This is a genomic window from Bartonella sp. OD88NMGDW, assembly GCF_042193775.1.
Classification (GTDB): Bacteria; Pseudomonadota; Alphaproteobacteria; order Rhizobiales; family Rhizobiaceae; genus Bartonella; species Bartonella grahamii.
The window spans coordinates 1-18,882 of record NZ_JBHIMA010000013.1 but is presented as its reverse complement, the minus strand read 5'-3'; the positions used below and the strand labels follow the sequence as shown (position 1 = coordinate 18,882).

The 18,882-nt window shown below is 39.2% G+C and carries 14 protein-coding genes, 1 tRNA gene and 1 pseudogene; 13 read left to right on the top strand and 3 right to left on the bottom strand.

Annotation, left to right across the window (positions count from 1 at the left end; all coding sequences use genetic code 11):
• From ACFIJR_RS08115 to ACFIJR_RS08055, 13 genes and pseudogenes are all read left to right on the top strand, one after another.
• Positions 1 to 65: pseudogene (locus tag ACFIJR_RS08115) on the top strand (elongation factor Tu); the annotation flags it as partial.
• Positions 66 to 112: 47 nt separating this feature from the next.
• Positions 113 to 188: transfer RNA gene (locus ACFIJR_RS08110), tRNA-Trp, on the top strand.
• 204 nt (positions 189 to 392) lie between these two features.
• Positions 393 to 605, top strand: coding sequence for a preprotein translocase subunit SecE (gene secE / locus ACFIJR_RS08105; RefSeq protein ID WP_375652034.1), 213 nt, complete (start codon positions 393 to 395; stop codon positions 603 to 605).
• 20 nt (positions 606 to 625) lie between these two features.
• A complete protein-coding gene (nusG, locus tag ACFIJR_RS08100; protein WP_012755024.1) occupies positions 626 to 1,156 on the top strand; it encodes a transcription termination/antitermination protein NusG in 531 nt (176 codons plus the stop codon).
• 149 nt (positions 1,157 to 1,305) lie between these two features.
• On the top strand, positions 1,306 to 1,734 hold the full coding sequence (rplK, locus tag ACFIJR_RS08095; protein WP_375626292.1) for a 50S ribosomal protein L11: 429 nt from the start codon (positions 1,306 to 1,308) through the stop codon (positions 1,732 to 1,734).
• A 4-nt stretch (positions 1,735 to 1,738) separates the two neighbouring features.
• Positions 1,739 to 2,443, top strand: a complete 705-nt coding sequence (gene rplA / locus ACFIJR_RS08090) for a 50S ribosomal protein L1 (protein ID WP_375626290.1) — start codon at positions 1,739 to 1,741, stop codon at positions 2,441 to 2,443.
• Positions 2,444 to 2,800: 357 nt separating this feature from the next.
• The gene (gene rplJ, locus ACFIJR_RS08085) at positions 2,801 to 3,319 is read left to right on the top strand and encodes a 50S ribosomal protein L10 (RefSeq protein ID WP_375627380.1); all 519 of its coding nucleotides are present in this window, start codon (positions 2,801 to 2,803) and stop codon (positions 3,317 to 3,319) included.
• A gap of 66 nt (positions 3,320 to 3,385) precedes the next feature.
• On the top strand, positions 3,386 to 3,757 hold the full coding sequence (gene rplL / locus ACFIJR_RS08080) for a 50S ribosomal protein L7/L12 (protein ID WP_012755028.1): 372 nt from the start codon (positions 3,386 to 3,388) through the stop codon (positions 3,755 to 3,757).
• A 291-nt stretch (positions 3,758 to 4,048) separates the two neighbouring features.
• Positions 4,049 to 8,197 (top strand): DNA-directed RNA polymerase subunit beta, encoded by a 4,149-nt coding sequence (gene rpoB, locus ACFIJR_RS08075; RefSeq protein WP_375626286.1) that lies wholly within the window; start codon positions 4,049 to 4,051, stop codon positions 8,195 to 8,197.
• 172 nt (positions 8,198 to 8,369) lie between these two features.
• A complete protein-coding gene (gene rpoC / locus ACFIJR_RS08070; RefSeq protein ID WP_375626284.1) occupies positions 8,370 to 12,581 on the top strand; it encodes a DNA-directed RNA polymerase subunit beta' in 4,212 nt (1,403 codons plus the stop codon).
• A gap of 473 nt (positions 12,582 to 13,054) precedes the next feature.
• A complete protein-coding gene (locus ACFIJR_RS08065) occupies positions 13,055 to 13,441 on the top strand; it encodes a MerR family DNA-binding transcriptional regulator (RefSeq protein ID WP_375626282.1) in 387 nt (128 codons plus the stop codon).
• 209 nt (positions 13,442 to 13,650) lie between these two features.
• Positions 13,651 to 14,340: a nitroreductase gene (locus ACFIJR_RS08060; protein WP_375626280.1), complete on the top strand. Its 690-nt coding sequence runs from the start codon at positions 13,651 to 13,653 to the stop codon at positions 14,338 to 14,340.
• Positions 14,341 to 14,685: 345 nt separating this feature from the next.
• Complete coding sequence (locus ACFIJR_RS08055; protein WP_375653958.1) at positions 14,686 to 16,077, top strand: L-serine ammonia-lyase; 1,392 nt, start codon at positions 14,686 to 14,688, stop codon at positions 16,075 to 16,077.
• A gap of 809 nt (positions 16,078 to 16,886) precedes the next feature.
• Here ACFIJR_RS08055 and ACFIJR_RS08050 read toward each other — a convergent pair.
• From ACFIJR_RS08050 to ACFIJR_RS08040, 3 genes are all read right to left on the bottom strand, one after another.
• Positions 16,887 to 17,930: a tyrosine-type recombinase/integrase gene (locus ACFIJR_RS08050; RefSeq protein ID WP_375653957.1), complete on the bottom strand. Its 1,044-nt coding sequence runs from the start codon at positions 17,928 to 17,930 to the stop codon at positions 16,887 to 16,889.
• Between the two features lie 6 nt (positions 17,931 to 17,936).
• Positions 17,937 to 18,155, bottom strand: a complete 219-nt coding sequence (locus ACFIJR_RS08045; protein ID WP_012755083.1) for a hypothetical protein — start codon at positions 18,153 to 18,155, stop codon at positions 17,937 to 17,939.
• Between the two features lie 141 nt (positions 18,156 to 18,296).
• Positions 18,297 to 18,785 carry a DUF488 family protein gene (locus ACFIJR_RS08040; RefSeq protein ID WP_375653956.1) on the bottom strand — a complete coding sequence of 163 codons (489 nt, stop codon included), beginning with the start codon at positions 18,783 to 18,785 and terminating at the stop codon, positions 18,297 to 18,299.
• Between the last annotated feature and the right edge of the window lie 97 nt (positions 18,786 to 18,882).

Here is an 18,882-nt window from a genome sequence, read left to right as displayed (position 1 = left end):
GTTTTGCTATTCGTGAAGGTGGTCGTACTGTTGGTGCCGGTATCGTCTCTAAGATCATTGAATAAATAATGCTTGTTAAAGGGATGTTAAAAGTGTTTTAGTTTTGAGAGTTAGGGGTATAGCTCAGTTGGTAGAGCGGCGGTCTCCAAAACCGCAGGTCGCGGGTTCAAGTCCTGCTGCCCCTGCCAAAGGGGAATAGAGTTTTTCATATAAGGGAGTGGATTTTGCTGCCTTTTTCGCTTTTTTTGATATAGGGCTTGTTTTTTTGTGTATGAAACGGTATTGAATAGGAAGTAAGGAAATTGCATAAGTCGAAAGTTGGCTTTTGCATTTTTTTCTGTTTATTTTTGTTTTATAAAACACAATAGGGCTAGAGAGAGTATAGTGTGACGATGGCATCTAAAACCAATCCGATTACCTTTTTTAAGCAGGTTTATGCAGAAACAATTAAAGTGAAATGGCCTACACGTCGTGAGACGGTTATTTCTACTGTTATGGTTTTGTTGGTAACTGCGTTGGCTTCAGCTTTCTTTTTTATTGTGGATCAGGTTATGCATTTTGGTGTTTGGCGGGTTATTGATCTTCTGAAATATCTTTTTAGTTGAGAATGTAAGGAAGTGTGACTGTGGCAGCTCGTTGGTATATTGTTCAGGCATATTCAAATTTTGAAAAGAAAGTAGCGGAAGCTATTGATAAGGAAGCAAAGCAAAAAGGACTTGATCATCTTTTTGAAAAGATTTTTGTTCCAACAGAGCGTGTTGTAGAGGTTCGTCGTGGGCGAAAAGTTGATGCTGAGCGAAAATTTTTTCCTGGTTATGTTCTTGTTCGTGCTGAGTTAACAGATGAAGTTTATCATCTTATTAAGAATACGCCTAAAGTGACAGGTTTTTTAGGGTCGGATGCGCGTCCTGTTCCCATTTCTGATCGAGAGGTTGAGCAAATTCTCAAACAAGTTCAAGAAAGGGTTGAGTCTCCAAAGTCTTCTGTATTGTTTGAGGTTGGAGAGCAAGTTCGCGTTGCTGATGGTCCTTTTGTTTCGTTTAATGGAATTGTTCAAGAGGTTGAAGAAGAGCGCTCTCGTCTTAAGGTTGAAGTGCTTATTTTTGGGCGTCCTACGCCTGTTGATTTGGAATTTGGTCAGGTTGAAAAACTCTGATTAAACTTAGAGTAGTTTTAATTACTTTAAGGAAGGAGTGGGAGGTGATTTATGGCTTTTGTCGGCTTAATGATCCGAACCACGTGACTGCAGCGGGTAGCGGGCAAGATAAATTGTCAGTATACCAGTGAAATTAAAGGCAGATTGTTATGGCAAAAAAAAGTATAGGTCAGCTTAAGTTGCAGGTTCCTGCAGGAGCTGCTACTCCATCTCCACCGATTGGTCCAGCTCTTGGGCAGCGCGGTATTAATATCATGGAATTTTGTAAGGCGTTTAATGCAGCTACACAAGAAATGGAAAAGGGAGCACCGATTCCAGTGGTTATTACGTATTACCAAGATAAGTCTTTCACATTTTCTCTCAAGACGCCTCCTGTATCATTCTTTTTAAAGAAGGAGGCAAACCTGAAATCTGGTTCAAAAGAGCCTGGTAAAGTGTCTGTAGGAAGCATTTCTCGTGATAAAATTCGTTCGATTGCGGAATCAAAGATGCAAGATCTTAATGCGAATGACATTGAGGCAGCAATGCGTATGGTTGAAGGTTCTGCTCGCTCGATGGGCTTGGAAGTGGTGGGGTAATATTATGGCAAAAGTAGCAAAAAGAATAAAAAATATCCGAAAAGATATTGATTTTAATGAACTTTACGCTTTGAAAGATGCCGTTTCAATGGTTAAGGAGCGTGCAGTTGCTAAGTTTGATGAAACAATCGAAATTTCAATGAACTTGGGTGTTGATCCTCGTCATGCTGATCAAATGGTTCGAGGAGTTGCTCATTTGCCTAATGGAACAGGGAGAAATATTCGTGTTGCCGTTTTTGCTCGTGGGGATAAGGCTGAGGAAGCTAAGGCGGCAGGAGCTGATATTGTAGGGGCTGAAGATTTGTTTGAAAGCATTAATGGAGGGACTATAGACTTCGATCGTTGTATTGCAACACCAGACATGATGCCTCTTGTTGGTCGTCTTGGTAAGATTCTTGGTCCGCGGAGTTTGATGCCGAATCCGAAAGTTGGTACTGTAACACTTGATGTTGTCGGTGCTGTCAAAGCTTCTAAAGGTGGTGCTGTTGAGTTTCGTGTGGAAAAAGCTGGTATTGTGCATGCTGGTATTGGTAAGGCTTCTTTTGGTGTTGAAAAAATTGTAGAAAATATAAAGGCCTTTGCAAGTGCAGTTATTAAAGCCAAACCGCAAGGTGCAAAAGGTGAGTATATTAAGCGCGTTGCTGTTTCTTCGACTATGGGAATTGGTATTAAAGTTGATCCAGCAACAGTTCGTTCAGAGTTAGTATAAGCTGATTTATAATTTTGTTTTTGGGTATGTGAATATCAAAATTGTATTTAAAATGCTGGTTTTGATCAGCATTTAGCTATCTAAGCTTTATAGAGCTTAGGTTATGCCGGGAGAAATTCCGGAATATCCTGTCCGAGATTGTAGGTGATGCTTTTAAGTATCTTAATCAAAAAAACCTGCATGAGACTGGGGTAAAAACTGAGAGTTAAAAGACTTAAAGGGTTTGAGCCAAGGTTGCCTTTGAACGCTGTGCGTGAAAAAGGGGACAGGATCCTCATCGGTGACATGAAGTATTTTATGTTATCAAAGGTAACCAATAGGTTTGTTTTAAGCAAATCTGTTAAATGGAGAGAGACAGTGAATAGAGCGGAAAAACGCGAATTTGTTACATGGCTTAACGAGGCTTTTCGGAAGTCTGGTTCTGTTGTTGTTGCACATTATTCCGGTCTGACAGTTTCACAGATGAATGATCTACGTTCGAAAATGGGTGAAGCTGGCGGTGCCGTTAAAGTCGCCAAAAACCGTCTTGCTAAAATCGCTCTTCAGGGCACGGAATCTGAATCGATAGTGGGTTTGTTTACTGGACAGACACTTATTGCTTATTCAGAAGATCCGATCACAGCACCGAAAGTTGCTGTTGATTTTGCGAAAAGCAATGACAAATTTGTCATCCTTGGCGGTTCAATGGGGGCAACAAGTTTAACTGTAGATGCTGTGAAGTCATTGGCTTCATTGCCTTCATTAAACGAGTTGCGTGCAAAACTTGTGGGTATGATTTCTACCCCTGCGACCCGTATTGCACAGGTTGTTAATGCCCCAGCTAGTCAGGTTGCACGTGTCATTAGCGCATATGCTCAGGAGGATAAGGCGGCTTAAGGCTGTTCTGTTTTTTTGGATAAAATTTAATAATGGTTCAAATCTTTTAATTGAAGGAATTTAAAAATGGCTGATCTAGAGAAGATCGTAGAAGACCTTTCTAATCTAACCCTTTTGGAAGCCGCTGAGCTTTCTAAGTTACTTGAAGAAAAGTGGGGAGTTTCGGCTGCTGCTCCTGTAGCTGTCGCTGCTGTTGCTGGTGCTGCTGCTCCAGCTGCTGAAGAAAAAACAGAATTTGATGTTATTCTTGTTGAAGGTGGTGCGCAAAAAATTAATGTTATTAAGGAAGTTCGTGCTCTTACTGGACTTGGTCTTAAAGAAGCTAAAGATCTGGTTGAAGGGGCACCTAAGCCTATTAAAGAGGGTGCTTCTAAAGAAGAAGCAGAAAAAATTAAATCTCAACTTGAAGCTGCTGGTGCTAAAGTGGAACTTAAGTAAATTTAATTTTATCGGCGGGCATTTATGTTCGCCGATTTTCTTTCTCTCAATACAAAGAGGGAAAATAATGAGTAAAAAACCTTTTTCCAACGGTTTTGTAACAGTAATGGGATAGGTTTGCACTACCCATCCCTTCATCATAGAGTCAAGAGATAAAAATGGCTTATGTTGGTGGGGAAAGTTAATGATGCTCATTGTTGAGTGTCAAGTGAACTGGTCTGCATATGCAGGTTAATGATATAAGGCTTTCAAGGTTGGTCTACCTTGAAGAGTAAAGATCAAGGAGCGACGATGGCTCAGACTCACGCAATGATGTCTCAATTCAATGGTCGTAAGCGCGTACGTAAATTTTTTGGTAAGATTCCTGAAGTAGCAGAAATGCCGAATCTTATTGAGGTTCAAAAAGCGTCATACGATCAGTTTCTCATGGTTGAGGAACCGAAAGGTGGACGACCAGATGAAGGTTTGCAAGCTGTTTTTAAATCGGTTTTTCCTATTTCAGATTTTTCCGGTACAGCTATGCTTGAGTTTGTTGGTTATGAATTTGATTTACCGAAATTTGATGTTGAAGAGTGCCGTCAACGTGATTTAACTTATGCTGCCCCATTAAAGGTCATATTACGTTTGATTGTTTTTGATGTTGATGAGGATACCGGCTCCAAAGATATCAAAGACATTAAAGAGCAAGGCGTTTATATGGGCGATATGCCTTTAATGACGACGAATGGTACCTTTATTGTTAATGGTACGGAACGTGTTATTGTTTCGCAGATGCATCGTTCTCCTGGTGTCTTTTTTGACCATGATAAAGGAAAGTCCCATTCATCAGGAAAGCTTCTTTTTGCTGCTCGTGTTATTCCGTATCGTGGTTCTTGGCTTGATATTGAGTTTGATGCTAAGGACATTATTTATGCGCGTATTGATCGGCGGCGCAAGATTCCTGTTACTAGTCTTTTGATGGCACTAGGTATGGATGCGTCGGATATTTTATCGACGTTTTATGATAAAGTGACTTATGAGCGTGATGGAGAAGGATGGCGAGTTCCTTATTCTGTTGATCGCTTTAAAGGAATGAAGCTCATTTCTGACCTTATAGATGCAGATAGTGGTGAAGTCGTCGCGGAGGCTGGTAAAAAATTAACAGTTCGTACTGCGAAGTCTTTGGCAGAAAAAGGACTTAAAGCGGTTAAAGTTAGTGAAGATGATTTATTAGGTTGTTATCTAGCCGAAGATATCGTCAATTACGAAACAGGTGAAATTTACCTTGAAGCTGGTGATGAAATTGACGAAAAAGTATTAAAAATTTTGCTTGATGTTAGTGCTGATCAAATCAATATCCTTGATATTGATCATATGAATATTGGCGCTTATATCCGCAATACTTTAAAGGTGGATAAAAATGAAAGTCGACAGGATGCGTTATTTGATATTTACCGAGTGATGCGTCCAGGTGAGCCCCCAACAATCGATACAGCAGAAGCAATGTTCCATTCATTGTTTTTTGATCCAGAGCGTTATGATCTTTCAGCCGTTGGGCGTGTTAAGATGAATTTGCGTATGGATCTTGATTGTCCAGACACAGTTCGCATTTTACGCCAAGAGGATATTCTTGCTGTTGTTAAGATGTTGGTTGAATTGCGTGATGGTCGTGGCGAAATTGATGATATTGATAATCTTGGCAACCGTCGCGTTCGTTCCGTTGGAGAATTGATGGAAAATCAATATCGCATTGGTCTTCTTCGTATGGAGCGTGCGATAAAAGAGCGCATGTCATCGGTTGAAATTGATACAGTTATGCCACAGGATTTGATCAATGCAAAGCCTGCTGCTGCTGCAGTTCGTGAGTTTTTTGGGTCTTCACAATTGTCGCAGTTTATGGATCAAACTAATCCATTGTCGGAGATTACCCATAAGCGCCGTCTTTCTGCTCTTGGTCCAGGTGGTTTGACTCGTGAACGGGCGGGTTTTGAAGTTCGTGACGTACATCCTACGCATTATGGTCGTATTTGTCCGATTGAAACACCAGAAGGCCCCAATATTGGTCTCATTAACTCCTTAGCAACATTTGCGCGAGTTAACAAATATGGCTTTATTGAAAGCCCATATCGAAAAATTGTTGATGGAAAAGTCACAAAAGAAGTTATTTATCTTTCAGCGATGGAAGAAGCAAAGCATTATGTTGCTCAAGCTAATTCTTCATTAGATAGTGAAGGTCGTTTTACAGAAGAGTTTGTTGTTTGCCGTCATGCTGGTGAAGTTTTAATGGCGCCGCGTGATCATGTTGATTTGATGGATGTTTCACCAAAACAATTGGTTTCAGTTGCAGCAGCGCTTATTCCTTTTTTGGAAAATGATGATGCGAATCGTGCGCTTATGGGATCGAACATGCAGCGTCAGGCAGTTCCTCTTGTCCGCGCCGAAGCGCCATTTGTTGGGACAGGAATGGAGGCCATTGTTGCACGCGATTCAGGAGCTGCTGTGAGTGCAAAACGTAGTGGTGTTGTTGATCAAGTCGATGCTACCCGTATTGTTATCCGTGCAACAGAAGATTTAGATCCTTCAAAATCAGGGGTTGATATTTACCGCCTACAGAAATTTCAGCGTTCTAATCAGTCCACTTGTATTAATCAGCGTCCTCTTGTACATGTCGGTGATAGGATAGAGAAAGGTGATATCATTGCAGATGGTCCATCCACGGATCTTGGTGATTTAGCTCTTGGTCGGAATGTTCTCGTAGCCTTTATGCCTTGGAATGGATACAATTATGAAGATTCTATTTTGTTATCCGAGCGCATTGTTGCTGATGATGTTTTTACTTCAATTCATATTGAGGAATTTGAAGTTGCAGCACGCGATACAAAACTTGGGCCTGAGGAAATTACGCGCGACATTCCTAATGTTGCGGAAGAAGCGTTAAGAAATCTTGATGAAGCTGGCATAATTTATATTGGTGCTGAAGTTCAACCAGGTGATATTTTAGTTGGAAAGATTACCCCAAAAGGTGAAAGTCCCATGACGCCAGAAGAAAAGCTTCTGCGTGCAATTTTTGGGGAAAAGGCATCCGATGTTCGTGATACTTCTATGCGTATGCCTCCTGGAACTTTTGGTACTGTTGTTGAAGTTCGCGTTTTTAATCGCCATGGCGTGGAAAAAGATGAACGTGCGATGGCAATTGAGCGTGAAGAAATTGAGCGTTTAGCAAAAGACCGTGATGATGAACAGTCTATTCTTGATCGCAATGTTTATGCGCGCCTTACCGATATGTTGACAGGTAAAGTTGCTGTAGAAGGTCCGAAAGGCTTTTCGGGCAGTAAAAAGCTTGATAGTACAGTAATGGGGCATTATCCACGATCCCAGTGGTGGCAATTTGCTGTTGAGGATGAGAAGCTTCAAAATGAAATTGAAACTTTGCGCAAGCAATATGATGAATCAAAAGAAGCATTACAACGTCGCTTTATGGATAAAGTTGAAAAGGTCCAAAGAGGTGATGAAATGCCTCCTGGTGTCATGAAAATGGTGAAGGTTTTTGTGGCTGTGAAGCGGAAAATCCAACCAGGTGATAAGATGGCGGGACGTCACGGGAATAAGGGTGTTGTTTCACGTATTCTTCCCGTAGAAGATATGCCATTTCTTGAAGATGGGACCCATGCTGATATCGTTTTGAATCCACTTGGTGTGCCTAGTCGTATGAATGTTGGACAAATTCTTGAGACGCATCTTGGTTGGGCATGTGCGGGGATGGGCAAGAAGATTGGTGATTTGTTAGAATTGTATCAAGAGACTGGGGATATATTGCCGTTGCGTCAGCGTATTGAAAATCTTATGCCTGATGATAATCAAAATGAACCAGTCCGTCAGTATGATAATGAAAGCCTTTACAAATTGGCATTACAGATGAAGAAAGGGGTTTCAATTGCAACGCCTGTTTTTGATGGAGCACATGAGTCTGATATTAACATGATGCTGGAGGACGCAGGCTTAGATAGTTCAGGGCAAGTTACGCTTTATGATGGTCGTACTGGAGAACCTTTTGATCGTCGAGTAACGGTAGGATATATTTACATGTTGAAATTGCATCACCTTGTTGATGATAAGATTCATGCACGTTCTATTGGTCCCTATTCACTTGTTACGCAGCAGCCATTAGGAGGTAAGGCACAGTTTGGTGGTCAGCGTTTTGGTGAAATGGAGGTTTGGGCACTTGAAGCTTATGGTGCTGCATACACTTTGCAGGAGATGCTAACAGTAAAATCTGATGACGTGGCCGGTCGAACGAAAGTCTATGAGGCAATTGTGCGTGGTGATGATACATTTGAGGCGGGTATACCCGAAAGCTTTAATGTGTTGGTAAAAGAAATGCGCTCACTTGCTCTTAATGTGGAGCTTGATGATGCGCGTGAATTTATTGCACAGCGGGCATTGTCTGATACAGCAGAATAATAATTCAAAGAGCGCAGTAGAAAAAGGCTGCGCTCTGATTACTTTAAGAGGCTCAATAACCTTATTAAGGTTATACAGGTCATTTTTAAAAGTAAATGTATTTTAAAGAAGATCTGTTATAAAATAAATGAGATATTACAACAGGTTCTAAGAATCTTTGAAGGAGAACAGCATGAACCACGAGGTCATGAATCTTTTCAATCCTCAAGCGCCAGCGCAGACATTTGACTCTATTCGTATTTCTATTGCGAGTCCTGAGAAAATTTTGTCCTGGTCTTATGGTGAGATTAAGAAGCCTGAGACTATTAATTATAGGACTTTTAAACCAGAGCGTGATGGTCTTTTTTGTGCACGTATATTTGGCCCTATTAAAGACTATGAATGTCTATGTGGCAAATATAAACGCATGAAGTATAAGGGCATTATTTGTGAAAAATGCGGTGTAGAGGTTACTCTTTCGCGCGTGCGTCGTGAGCGTATGGGGCATATTGAACTTGCGGCACCTGTTGCGCATATATGGTTTCTTAAATCATTACCAGGTCGTATTTCTACACTTTTAGATTTAACTTTAAAAGATATTGAGCGGGTTCTTTATTTTGAGAATTATATTGTAACCGAACCAGGGTTGACATCTCTTAAGCTCCATCAGCTTCTTTCTGAAGAAGAATATATGCTTGCTATTGATGAGTTTGGAGAAGATCAGTTTACAGCTATGATTGGCGCTGAAGCTATTTACGAGCTTTTAGCTGGTATGGAGTTAAATAAAATCGCCAATGATTTGCGTCTCGAATTAGCTGAAACAACTTCAGAGTTAAAGCAGAAAAAACTGATTAAACGGCTTAAAATCGTTGAAAATTTTCTTGAATCTGGAAATAAGCCAGAGTGGATGATTATGAAAACAATTCCGGTTATTCCACCGGATTTGCGTCCATTGGTTCCGCTTGATGGTGGGCGTTTTGCGACATCAGATCTGAATGATCTTTATCGGCGTGTTATTAATCGTAATAACCGCTTGAAACGGCTGATTGAATTGCGTGCTCCTGGAATTATCGTGCGCAATGAAAAGCGTATGGTACAAGAAGCTGTTGATGCATTGTTTGATAATGGACGGCGTGGGCGTGTGATTACTGGAGCCAATAAACGTCCTCTCAAGTCTCTATCAGATATGTTGAAGGGCAAGCAAGGACGTTTTCGTCAGAACTTACTTGGGAAGCGTGTTGATTACTCAGGGCGTTCTGTTATCGTGACGGGACCTGAATTAAAATTGCATCAATGCGGTCTTCCGAAAAAAATGGCTCTTGAATTGTTTAAGCCTTTTATTTATGCGCGGCTTGATGCAAAAGGCTATTCATCAACGGTAAAGCAGGCAAAGAAGCTTGTTGAAAAAGAACATCCGGAAGTTTGGGATATCTTGGATGAGGTTATTCGTGAACACCCTGTTTTACTCAACCGTGCGCCAACATTGCACCGTTTGGGGATTCAGGCTTTTGAACCTATTTTAATTGAAGGCAAAGCTATTCAACTTCATCCACTGGTGTGTACTGCTTTTAATGCGGATTTTGATGGAGATCAGATGGCGGTTCACGTTCCGCTTTCTCTTGAAGCACAGCTTGAAGCCCGTGTTTTGATGATGTCTACCAATAATATTCTTCATCCGGCCAATGGTGCCCCAATTATTGTTCCCTCACAGGATATGGTTCTTGGTCTTTATTATCTTTCAATTGTTTCTGAAAAAGAACCAGGTGAAGGAATGGCTTTTTCTGACATAGGTGAGCTTCATTATGCCTTGGAAAATAAGGTTGTAACGCTTCATACGAAGATTAAAGGCCGTGTTAAGAATATGGGGAAGGATGGAAAAGAAGTTTCTAAACTTTATGATACAACACCTGGTCGTTTGATTATCGGTGAGCTTTTGCCAAGGAATTCGGATATCTCATTTGATATTGTCAATCAAGAAATGACGAAAAAGAACATTTCTAAAATGATTGATCATGTTTATCGGCACTGTGGACAAAAAGAGACGGTTATTTTTTGTGACCGTATTATGCAGCTTGGCTTTTCTTATGCTTGTCGTGCAGGAATTTCATTCGGTAAGGATGATATGGTTATTCCTGATAGTAAGTCGCGTTTAGTTGCAGAGACAGAAGCTTTGGCTAAGGAGTACGAACAGCAATATAATGATGGTTTGATTACACAAGGTGAAAAATACAATAAGGTTGTAGATGCTTGGGGTAAATGTACAGATCGCGTTGCAGATGAAATGATGAAACGTATTCAAGCCGTCGATTTTGATCCTAAAACAGGTCGTCAACGGCCGATGAATTCGATCTATATGATGTCGCATTCTGGAGCACGTGGTTCTGCTAACCAGATGAGACAATTGGCTGGTATGCGTGGATTAATGGCAAAACCATCGGGTGAAATTATTGAAACCCCCATTATTTCAAATTTTAAAGAAGGTCTAACTGTTAATGAATACTTCAATTCCACGCATGGTGCACGTAAAGGACTTGCTGATACTGCGTTAAAGACGGCGAACTCTGGTTATTTAACACGGCGTCTTGTTGATGTTGCACAGGATGCTATTATTTCGGCAGTTGATTGTGGTACCGCAAAAGGGCTTACCATGCAGCCAATTGTTGATGCAGGACAAATTGTTGCCTCACTTGGGCAAAGGATTCTTGGTCGTACAGCGCTTGTTGATATTCTACATCCTGTCTCTGGAGAGGTTATCCTTGAAGGTGGAGCGATGATTGAGGAAGCTGATGTCGCGAAGATTGAAGAAGCTGGAATTCAATCTGTTCAAATTCGTTCTGCTTTAACATGTGAAACACGTCTTGGTGTTTGTGCAAAATGCTATGGTCGTGATTTGGCGCGTGGAACACCTGTTAATCAGGGAGAAGCCGTTGGTGTTATTGCTGCTCAATCCATTGGTGAGCCGGGAACACAGCTTACTATGCGTACTTTCCACTTAGGAGGGACTGCGCAGGTTGTTGATTCATCGTATTTAGAGGCATCTTATGAAGGTAAGGTGGAGATTCGTAATCGTAATGTGGTTCGTAACTCTGAAGGCCATTTGGTTGTTATGGGGCGTAATATGGCTATCCTTATCAAGGATGAGTTAGGAAAAGAGCGCGTTGTACACCGTGTTAGCTATGGTGCCCATATTTTTGTTGATGATGGTGATGTGGTTAAACGTGGCCAACGTATAGCAGAATGGGATCCTTACACACGTCCAATTTTAACGGAAGTTGAAGGCTATGTGGGTTTTGAAGATATGATTGATGGTTTATCTGTCACTGAAACAGCTGATGAATCTACGGGTATTACGAAGCGTTTGGTGATTGATTGGCGCGCTAATCCACGTGGTGCGGATCTTAAACCAGCCATTATTATCCACGCAGATAAAGAAGGTGAATCCATTGCTAAATTGTATAAGGGAGGTGAAGCCCGTTATATGATGTCAGTGGAAACTATTCTTTCTGTTGAGCTTGGTGCTCATGTTAAGGCTGGTGATGTTATTGCTCGTTTGCCGATGGAAAGTGCCAAGACGAAAGATATTACGGGTGGTTTACCACGTGTGGCTGAGCTTTTTGAAGCGCGTCGTCCAAAGGATCATGCGATTATTGCTGAAGTAAGTGGCACGATTCGATTCGGCCGTGGTTATAAGAATAAACGTCGTATCATTATTGAACCAAATGATGAAACTCTTGAGGCAGTAGAATATTTGATTCCAAAAGGTAAGTTGTTTCACTTCCAAGAAGGTGATCAAATTGAAAAGGGAGATTATATCCTTGATGGTAATCCAGCACCTCATGATATATTGGCGATTAAGGGGGTTGAAGCTTTGGCATCTTATCTTGTTAATGAGATTCAGGAGGTTTATCGTTTGCAGGGAGTTCTTATTAATGACAAGCACATTGAAGTGATTGTTCGTCAAATGTTGCAAAAAGTTGAAATTACTGAATCTGGAGATTCTGGTTATATTTCAGGTGATAATGTTGATCGTATTGAACTTGATGAAATCAATGATAATTTGATTGCAGAAGGGAAGAAACCTGCATCTGGTAATCCCATTCTTCTTGGAATTACAAAAGCTTCTCTTCAAACGCCTTCTTTCATTTCGGCGGCATCGTTTCAGGAAACAACACGTGTTCTTACTGAAGCAGCAGTTTCTGGTAAAATTGATACTTTGCAAGGACTTAAAGAGAACGTTATTGTCGGTCGTCTTATTCCAGCAGGTACGGGTGGTACGATTTCTCAAATCCGTCGTATTGCTGCCGTTCGTGATGATTTGATTGTAGATGAGCAGCGTAAGTCTAGTAATAACGAAGTGGCTAAGGCTATGTTGACAAATATGACAACCGGCGCCGTTGCTGAGTAATTTAAATATAACATCACATAATAAAAAAACGTCTGAACTTTATATTCAGACGTTTTTTTATCTCGAAATGCAGAAGTTGCATCTTTTCCTAAAAAATATCAAAAATTATAAGGCGATAGTTATTTTTAACATCTTTACTAGCTTATTGTTTTGTAATTATTTGAAACTCAAAAGCCATGTTCAAGGAAAATAGTTGATTATCTACAAATAAAATAATGATTGATTTTGAATTTTAGGAAAATTGTTGATTGATATCTTCTATAAAGATTTTAAAGGACTTATAATGAAAGATCGATAGTCTTTTCTGTAATCTAAAAAATAATTGATCCTCTACTATACAATACTTGTATGACAAGAATGTATCTTCTTCTAAATTAGAATGTAGGAGAGTAGAGATTACGTTACTCACTAAGTATTATAAAAAATAGACATATTTCTTATCACAATGTGATCTATGAAGACAGAATGAAAAAATGTACGAATATTATTCAATTGGAAAATTAACACGTGAGTTTTCAATAACAGCTCGGACTTTGCGTTATTATGAAGAAGAGGGGCTTCTAATTCCTTTTCGGCGTGGAAATACACGGCTTTATACACAAACGGATCGTCATAAGTTAAAACAAATACTGCGTGCTAAAAGAGTTAAATTTTCGTTGTCTGAAATATCTGATATGTTGACAATGGTTGAAAAACCACCTGATGATGAGAAAAAGCTTAAGAAGTTAATTGCAGGAATTCATAAAAAACGAGCTGATTTAAAGCAGATGCAGCATGATATTGATGATCTTCTACAGGATTTGGAACGAATTGAGGAGAGTTTTTTTGAGAGCTTAGCGGAGTTGGGGGTTAATCATTGATTATAAAATTTATTTCATCTGCTTTTAGACAATTTTCTTTCTATTAAAAGAGATAGGTTATACTATCTCTAAGGGGAATCTTTAACACTACGTGAAATGTGTGAGTTATTTAAAGAAATAGAGTGTTCGAAAAAAGCTGCGAAGGTATTTTCGCAGTATATTGTCCTTGATAAGCAAAAAAATTATTTTTCATAAAGAAAGTAAAAACAATGGCAGTTTCTCCTATGAGTGTTTTTCAATCTATTTTGTCACGAAAGTCAATTCGCGCTTTTACTGATCAGCCAGTTAGTTTGGAAACAATCAAAGAAATCTTAAAACTTGCAGCACGTGCACCATCTGGAACAAATATTCAGCCATGGCAAGTGATTGTGCTTACAGGAAGTGTATTACAGAAAGTAGGGCAAGAGCTTTCACAACTTGTTCTTTCAGGTGTAAAAGGAGAGCGTGAATATAGTTATTATCCACATCAGTGGCGTGAGCCTTATATTTCAAGACGTCGAAAAGTTGGTTTGGATCTTTATCAGAGTCTTGGAATTCAAAAAGGTGATGAAGAAAAAATACTTCATCAAAAGGCGCGAAATTTTTTATTTTTTGATGCACCTGTAGGACTCTTATTTACAATGGATCACGACATGGAAATGGGGAGTTGGCTTGATTTGGGTATGTTTATGCAGACCATTATGTTAGCTGCACGTGGATTTGGATTAGATACCTGCCCTCAAGCTGCTTTTGCTGATTATCATAAACAGATTCGTACGCTTTTATCTATTCCTTCTGATCGCCATATTATCTGTGGTATGGCACTTGGTTATCGCGATATGAGTGCTCCAGAAAACAATTTTGAGACAGAACGAGAATCGTTAGAAAACTTTGTACGTTTCATTGAAACATACCCATAAAATATTTTATATAATTAAGCATACGTTTTGAAGAACTCGGTGCATTATGAAAAATATTTCCGATAAGAATTTCGCATCCTTATTGAATTTTAATATTGCGTATTAACACTTATTTTACTAAATTTGAAACATTAAGAGCGGTGACTCTAGGGGCATTGTCCGTTTTTTGAAGGTTGGCTTAATGGAAAACACTATAGAGAGAAAGTGCTGGGTGGTAGCAAGACGAGCGACATTCGTGTTTATTGCTGTCATTTTTTTAGTTTATCTCGCAATTTGATTTTAAACGGGACAAACGTTATGAAAAAGCATATATGCTCAAGCTGTACTATAGTTTTGAGGTGATACGTGTTTCTATCTGTTTTTGAACTTTTTAAAATTGGGATTGGTCCTTCCAGCTCACATACGATGGGGCCGATGACAGCTGCTAATATGTTTTTGCAAAAGATAGGAGATTTTTCTCAGTCGTCTGATATTCAAGTTTCTCGTATACGTGTTTATCTTTATGGTTCTTTAGCTTTCACGGGTATTGGTCATGCAACAGATAGGGCTATCATATTAGGACTTTTAGGAGAAAAAGCTTCTACTGTTGATCCTGATAGCATGGGGGGGTTGTTAGAAAAAGTTATACGTGAAAAAAAAGTGCAACCAGAAGGCCATCCCGCTTATCAGTTTGATGTGCAGCATGATCTTATTTTTGAACGAAAGCAAATCCTCCCTGGACATACAAATGGACTGGCCTTTGAAGGACTTAATACTGATGGGAATGTTCTGTTGCGGCAGATTTATTATTCTATCGGTGGTGGCTTTGTTGTGACTGAGGATGAATTAAGCCATATAAATGATAATATACAACCAGAAGCATTTGAGGTGCCATATCCATTTGATTCTGCTTGTACAATGTTATCAATGGCAGAAAAATCAGGACTTTCAATTGCTGAAATGAAGCGCTTAAATGAAGAAACAAAGATAGAGCGTTCTTCTCTTGATACAGGGCTTGATGAAATTTTTTCAGCGATGACAAATTGCATTGATAGAGGTCTTTCACAAGAAGGTGAGTTGCCTGGTGGATTGCGTGTTCTAAGGCGTGCTAAAAAGCTGCATGAAACGCTTTTGAAAAATCAAAAGAAAAATCACAATTATCCACTTTGGGCAAATGATTGGCTTTCGGTATATGCCATAGCAGTCAATGAGGAAAATGCAGCAGGTGGTCGTGTTGTTACAGCCCCAACAAATGGGGCAGCCGGTGTTATCCCAGCAGTTTTGCGTTATTATCTTCAATTTAATGATGATTCAGATCGAGAGGGAATACATAATTTTCTATTAACGGCAGCAGCTATAGGCGGTGTTATCAAACATAATGCCTCTATTTCTGGTGCAGAAGTTGGGTGTCAAGGTGAAGTTGGAACGGCATCTTCAATGGCCGCAGCAGGGTTGACCGCAGCGTTAGGTGGAACACCAGCTCAAATTGAAAATGCGGCAGAAATTGCGCTTGAACATCATTTGGGAATGACATGTGATCCTGTTGCAGGTCTTGTACAAGTTCCTTGTATTGAGCGTAATGCAATGGGAGCTGTTAAGGCGGTAACGGCTTCTTCTCTTGCGTTATATGGTAATGGAGATCATTTTGTTTCTCTTGATGCTTGTATAGAAACAATGCGCCAGACTGGTCATGATATGAGTGAACGCTATAAAGAGACAAGTAAAGGTGGTCTTGCAGTTAATACAATATCTTGTTAGGAGCTGGAGCATCTTTCAATCCATAACTGGACTTTTTGGAGGGGGATCGTATTTCCTGATAAAGCTTGTGCTTTTTGTTACTTATAAATTAAAATTCCACTTTAATGCAGCAGCAGCTTGAAATAAATTCGAGATGATTCAGTGTTTTCTTAACGAATAATAGCTTCGGCATGAAGGCTTGGAGGGAGAGTATTGTTAGTATCTATCTGATTTGTATCTAAAATGGGAAAAAGTCTAATTTAGAAAAAGTAAAAAAGCGTAAAGTAAAATTAGTGATCAATCTGCCATTATTTTTTAGCTGGGTTTTATGGCTTTTTAAAGTTTCCATAGCCATATCTTTTAAGTAATGGAAGATTATGCCTGAGTATCCAAGGAAAATTTGTTTTAAATCTGAATAATTATGATGAGGAGAGAGAATTTTAAAGATTTTAATTTTTTGGAAGTAAAGATTTTTGGGCACCTAGTATGGTAAAAAATACCTTAAAAAGAAATGCTAATTTACAATAATTAAGAGATATATTGGGAATATCTTTTTTATTTATAAATTCTGTACCGTCAAAAAAACTAAAATAAATAATAACGTATACATTAAAAATATTTATCAAAATTCTCATGAGAATAGAATGCATGCGATAGAACATTATCGTGTTACTCATTCATGAGTTTGTTTTAAAAAAATATCTCTCAACGCTCCCAAACTCATTTCACGGTGGTGTCCGTGAATGGTATATAAAAAGCAAGTAAAATAAAATAGTTATGTCTAATATGGGGGAATAGGTGAATCTTGATTCTATTGAGTTTTTTTGCCTCTATCCCTCATCTTTTTGAAGCTTTTTTATCGCCTCTATAGCTAACCTTTTACGGTCTGCGCTCTTTGTGTAAAGAGATGCCATAGCATCATTTGTCCAGCCAAAAATTGCTTTGAGTTGTGATACTGTTGCACCAGAGTTAGCTGCGCGTGTTGCTGCTAATTTTCTTAATCCATGCGCCGATTTTTTAATTCCAGCAGCATTACAAGCGTCTCTAAATGTATCGCCAAAGCTTTCTTTGGAGAGTTTTTGATTAGTTTTACTACAGATGAAAGTTTCTGTTCCAATAGGACCAGCTTCAAGCGTTTTGGCTAATTCCGGTAAAATAGGTAGAAAGACATCTGTTTGGAATTTACTTTTCTCTGTTTTGAGATGAATAATATTGTCTTTGACATCTTTCCAGCCAATGCGAACCGCATCACCACGACGTAAGCCCGTATACAGAAGAATATCAATCCAAACGCGTTCATGGGTACCATGGGACCATCTTTGATAATATTTCTCAACATCTTCTTCTGTCCAAACAGGAAAGCCGCTTTTATTTTTAAGAGGAGGTTTTTTGACGCCTAAAGTTGGATTATTTTCCAAAAGACCTTGATCAATTGCCCAATTAAAAAGTCCATTAAGGGCTTTCAGAAAGTTTCTAGCCATTGCTGGTGTTTCTTTGCGCCGTTCAACACCGGCTATGATATGTTTCTTTTCAATTGCTTGGTATGGAATATTTCCTATGGAGTCGCATATCTTCATAAGAATGTATTCTTTTTGTTTCTTTGTAGTATTAGAGTAGCTATGCCAATTAGAGCTGTTAAAGTATTGTTTAAGCAGCCATGCAAATGAACCTTCAACAAGTTTACCGGTTTTTGATTTAGGAAGTATAAGTCCTTGTAACTCGGCAAGTGCGCTTTTGTAGTTGTCAACAAACTCTTGCGTTCCATAGGTACCGCGTATTCTAATGCGTTTGCCATGACCAATACGTACATACCATACAATTTTGCCATGTTGAGTAATTTGTTTAACGAGATGAGGAGGACGTGGTTTAGGCATGGTATTTTACATCTTAGAGAGTGCGGTTTCGTAATATTCATTCTTTGACAAATCTAAAAGTTTGTCTGGGTGGTTAACTGAATTTGGTATTGGAATATCGGATTTAAGATAGATAAGCAGTTCACCGGTAGGTTTGATTTCTACGAGTTCACAACCTTGTTTTTTAGCTTCTCTTAAAGCGCGTGCAATGGCTGGTTGCGTTATAGCAGCTGGACGAGGCGCCATATCTTTTCTCCTTACATTGAGATGCAATTCACGTGTGGCGTGAATCACGCATTACTTGAAAGTGTTAAGAAGGGTGGGGGTGCTTGGAGGCATTTGTGAAGAGAAGCACCCCCATATGTAAAAAATCTGTAAGTTTATTTTTTAGATGTGCTTAATTTCATATTTCCAATCAGGCAATTGAGTAAGAGCTAATGCGAGTTGTCCTCTATGACACATGCATACATTGGCTTCAAAACAGGTGATTGCAACGCGCTTTTTGTTTAAAAACATTTGATATAATTTGTTTATTGCACAAGAATTATTCTTGAGAGTTGTATTTCGATAATTTTTAAAAAGGCGGTCATAATCTTTTTGTGTTTTCAAATTTCTTCGTTTTTCAGAGGCAATTCCAAGTTCAGGCATATGCATATATTCAATATCAATGTTGCTTACAGCTTGCTCTAATTGTCTTTTTGAAAATCCGTGTTTTCTACTTATTGGATTTTTACGAACATCACATAAAGTTTTGATATTGTTTTCTATGAGACAACTAAGATAATTCTCAAGGGACCTACCTTCATAGCCAATGGTAAAAAAACAAAATTCCTCATCTTTAGCAGGCTGTATGATAATATGTTTGATGTTACACACGTTTAATTTCCTTAATAAATGGGTGGGGGTGCTTGTAGATATGCGGGGAACAAAACACCCCCATAAGGTTAAGCAGCTTTTGTTGAGAGTTGTTTTA